This window comes from Jezberella sp., from assembly GCF_964834465.1.
Map to the genome: position 1 here is coordinate 1 of NZ_CBAZRM010000040.1, position 3,804 is coordinate 3,804.

3 protein-coding genes are annotated in these 3,804 nt (G+C 51.7%); 1 reads left to right on the forward strand and 2 read right to left on the reverse strand.

What is annotated here, in order from left to right; genetic code table 11:
- Positions 1–127 precede the first annotated feature (127 nt).
- Complete coding sequence (locus AC1W8Y_RS14895; protein WP_482015278.1) at positions 128–1,711, reverse strand: glycosyl hydrolase family 28-related protein; 1,584 nt, start codon at positions 1,709–1,711, stop codon at positions 128–130.
- An 896-nt stretch (positions 1,712–2,607) separates the two neighbouring features.
- On the opposite strand from AC1W8Y_RS14895, the gene AC1W8Y_RS14900 reads away from it, so the two are divergent.
- On the forward strand, positions 2,608–3,189 hold the full coding sequence (locus AC1W8Y_RS14900; RefSeq protein ID WP_482015279.1) for an IS5 family transposase: 582 nt from the start codon (positions 2,608–2,610) through the stop codon (positions 3,187–3,189).
- 116 nt (positions 3,190–3,305) lie between these two features.
- Here the strand turns inward: AC1W8Y_RS14900 and AC1W8Y_RS14905 are convergent.
- The coding region (locus tag AC1W8Y_RS14905; protein ID WP_482015280.1) for an IS4 family transposase at positions 3,306–3,804 on the reverse strand (499 nt) is incomplete at its 5' end.

Genomic DNA, 3,804 nt, shown 5'->3' on the forward strand with positions numbered 1-3,804 from the left:
TGTCTCGTTTTCAGGGTCCACTATACGCGCATGCTAAGTCCGACAGGCCTGGCGTTGCCCGACGTACTGCACGCCGGACAACGCATTCAATGCGGCTCGCCGCACGAACAATGACGGCGCCTGCGCCCTACAGATTGCCTTCGCTGACCCATTTCATCCCGGTGGTACAAACCCAGGCTTTCGGAGCCCCAAGTGCTGGCGCCAGGTTCTTACTCCGCATTCCGGGATAGGTCGGCAGCAAGTCAGTGAATGCCGGGGCGCCCCAACCGGTAACGGTGCCGGCCACATAAGCATCGGCACCCGCAACCGACTGTAAGTTACCAACCATAGTCAAATTGCCATTGACGGTACTGGTTCCGTAGAGCCCAAGGTAGGCGCTGTTTACCGTTAAGGCATGACAAATCAGCTTGGAATTATAGGCTTCTAACTTGGCAAACCCAATAACACAAGCCGCTCCGAGGTTGATAGTTGACTCGTGAAGAATAGTGTACCCACCGAGATGTGTACCACCCGCAATGTTACAACGAACAAAAGTCGCGGCCGCAGTGTTATCCGTACTCGACATGTTATTGATGAAGCAATCTTCAAAGACCGACGCAGCCGCATTGTTATTACAAAACCCAAAACTGGCATTTTTAATACTGCAATGTTTGAAATTAGTAAAGTTGCGTACGGTGTGTTTTAAATTTGCGATAACACACCCGCTAAAACTAAACTTATCAGAGCCCCCAATGAACGTAAGCACTCCGTCAATTTTACCGACATTAAAGTCGATGGAGCCAAAATTATTCATTTGCAAGGTAACACTGGCTTCGGTAGCGAAGACATTGAATTGATTTAGCGCGCCATTGATGGTCGCGTAGGCTAATGGCGATACCGAGTGGAGCCTAACGGTATTGTATTGCGAACGAGTACCACCAAAGTGCCAAGTCGGTTTATCTGGCGAAGCATCAACGACGACCGCGCGCTCGCTATGTATCACATCAAACTGACAATTCAATGTTTCAGTAGCAATGTGTATGGCTAACTGTCGCGATTGCTCAACTTGTAGACGCCCAAAGTGAGTTTCGTTGCTGGTGTCGCCGCTACTGGTCACTTGAAACGCATACAATGACTCGGTTCCGCACTGTTCGACAGAAATGGTTTCGATGAAACTGTCCCACATGGTGTCAATCAACACGCCATGCCCAGCCAAGCGATTGACGCGTATCTTGCCGCCTTGCACCTTGACGGGATCGGTCGCTTTGCCCAACTGCAAGCCATTCGCGGCATTACCCGAGCCAAACATCGCTACGTTGACGATTTGCGTGGCAATCCCAGTGACGGTCAGCGCGGTATATCCACTACCCGTTACCTGCAAACTTCCGTCCACTCCATTACCATAGCCAACTGCTTCCATATTAATGCCAGGGCCAGTGTAGACCAAAGGTCCACTGATCTTGTAGGAGCCCGTTGTCGCTGGGAAAAAAGCAATACGATTGTTTTTGGTGCAAAAAGCCAAGCAAGCCTGAATCGCGACAGTATCGTCCGTGCGACCATCGCCTGTCGCTCCAAAATCCTTAACACTCACATAGCTTTGTTGGCTGGAACTTCCGTTAGGAGAGACAGGAGCGACGCTAACGCTCGCCTCTGCACAGCCTAGCAAGCCTATGCCCCCTACCGCCGCTAACACAGAACGACGCGTCTTATCAATCAGCATATCACTCATCATGGATTCCTCAGTGGACTGTTACAGTGTATTTATGGCGCAGACCGGTTGCTCGTGGTGCCCAACGAAATGGCGCTTGCCGCACAATTGGGTCGAGGACAAGCTTAAGGTCAGACAGATCGGCAACAGCCGCGCCATAGCAATGGCTCCGCTGCAGGCGCCCTACCTAAACTACCTCCTGCCTTGGTCTATCAATGGATTGCATAAGTTTCAGATGCCTAGCATGTCTTTATGTTCCGCAGAGGCACCACTTCAAGCGGCTGCGGAGATCATTGCGCCGCACGCTAATCATCATCATCATCATCATCATCATGATAAAACAGACACCTGCGATACCGTCTCACCAACTGACGCCGCATCCATGGCGGGCGCACCGCGAGCACCGTGCGCGGCGATTCCCAAGCAAGGGGACAATGCGTACATGCTTAACGCGGACAAAGGCCATGCGAGCGGAGTATATCGGTCTTGCCGACAGAGCAACAGTATGCACACCTGATTTTTGCGCCATTGCCAACGGTTGAGACATGACAAGCCCCATTTCTGGCAGGCGCAGCCAACAATCTGAGCCAACGCCCCTCCCCTATAACCAGACTTGACGAAAGTTCACCAGAACGGTCCCGCAGACATTTGTTTTGAATAGCTATTTTTTCAGGAAGCAGCTAAGAGTTTCGTACGCTCTCCGATGGAAAATCGATAGGCCACGAAGAGCTACCAAAGTGCGCATCTCCAAAGTAATTTCCACCGCAAACACCAACCTTTCCCAAACACGAACCGAACTTTACCAGAGCGAACCAATGCCAGCCCGCCTGTATTGTTTAAGGAACCTCTGAACAAATCGCCATTACTTCAATGGCATTTGTCATAATAACGGCTATTGATCGCGATAGTTGAGGCCACCCATGAAGAAGTCAGGACAGATGAGTTTTGCGGATGCAGAACAAAGTTTGAAGAAGAAAACGACGCGTCGTGAAGTGTTGCTGGCGAAACTTGATCGGCTGGTGCCATGGAGCGAACTGGAAGCGGCGGTATTGCGGTTCTATCCAAAGAGCGGCCAGCGAGACCGGCAGCCCATTGGGCTAAAGACGATGCTGCGAATTCATGTCGCCCAAATCGTTTACAACTATTCTGATCCGGGCATGGAAGATGCGCTCTACGAGATTGACTGCTTGCGACGCTTCTGCCATGTAGACCTGGATGAAATTCCAGACGAATCAACGATTTTGCTGTTTCGCCACTTGCTCGAAGAACACGAGTTGGCAAAGGTGATGTTCGAACGCATCAATGGCACCCTTGAGGAAAAAGGGGTAATGCTAAAGACCGGCACCATCGTGGACGCTTCGTTAATAGCGGCACCTTGTTCCACCAAGAACAAGAAGGGAGAGCGCGATCCGGAGATGCACTCCTTGAAGAAAGGCAATCAATGGTATTTTGGTGCCAAATTGCACATCGGCGTGGATGACCAAAGTGGGCTGATGCATTAACACTGACTTCAGGACACGTGGCCGATATTGCTGAAGCGTCGAATGTGATGTGCGGCACCGAAACCAGCTTCCAAGGTGACGCTGGCTATACCCATTTCATTACACACATCTCAAACTCACTGAAGCTCGCGGGCGAACCTAAGCCCGTCGGCGAAATCAGTCACGCGTTGTAAACCCTGCCACAGGGTCTTTACACCGGGCTCACCATCACCCTTGCGGGCGAGAAAACCGCCAAGGATAGCGATCAGTCGCACCACTTCATTCAACCGAGGCGGCGTTTTCGGTGGTTTTTTCTTGTTGAGGATGTAAGCTGCTTGCCACTCGTCCCGATCAAATAGCAGTTCAGCGTCCAGGTCGGGGTAGGTACGTCCCATGCGCATCAGGCGCGCGATTCTCCAAGCCACCACCATGAACAGGGCCAACGCCCGCTCCAGGCGTTCAACTGTCGACAGTTGCAAGGCCTCCACACGACAACCATTCTTGAAGACGTGAAAGTACAATTCGATCTCCCAACGCGAACGGTACCAGTCAATCATCTCGGCAGCCGTATCGAAATCGTCGGCCTCCCGGTTGGTCAGTAAGCGCCATTCAATGGCTTTGACACCGGCAGGTGGT

What these genes read in the sequence shown, in the direction of transcription:
- AC1W8Y_RS14895 (WP_482015278.1), bottom strand. Translation starts at nt 1,711, where the DNA reads ATGATGAGTGATATGCTGATTGATAAGACGCGTCGTTCTGTGTTAGCG.
- AC1W8Y_RS14900 (WP_482015279.1), top strand. Translation starts at nt 2,608, where the DNA reads ATGAAGAAGTCAGGACAGATGAGTTTTGCGGATGCAGAACAAAGTTTG.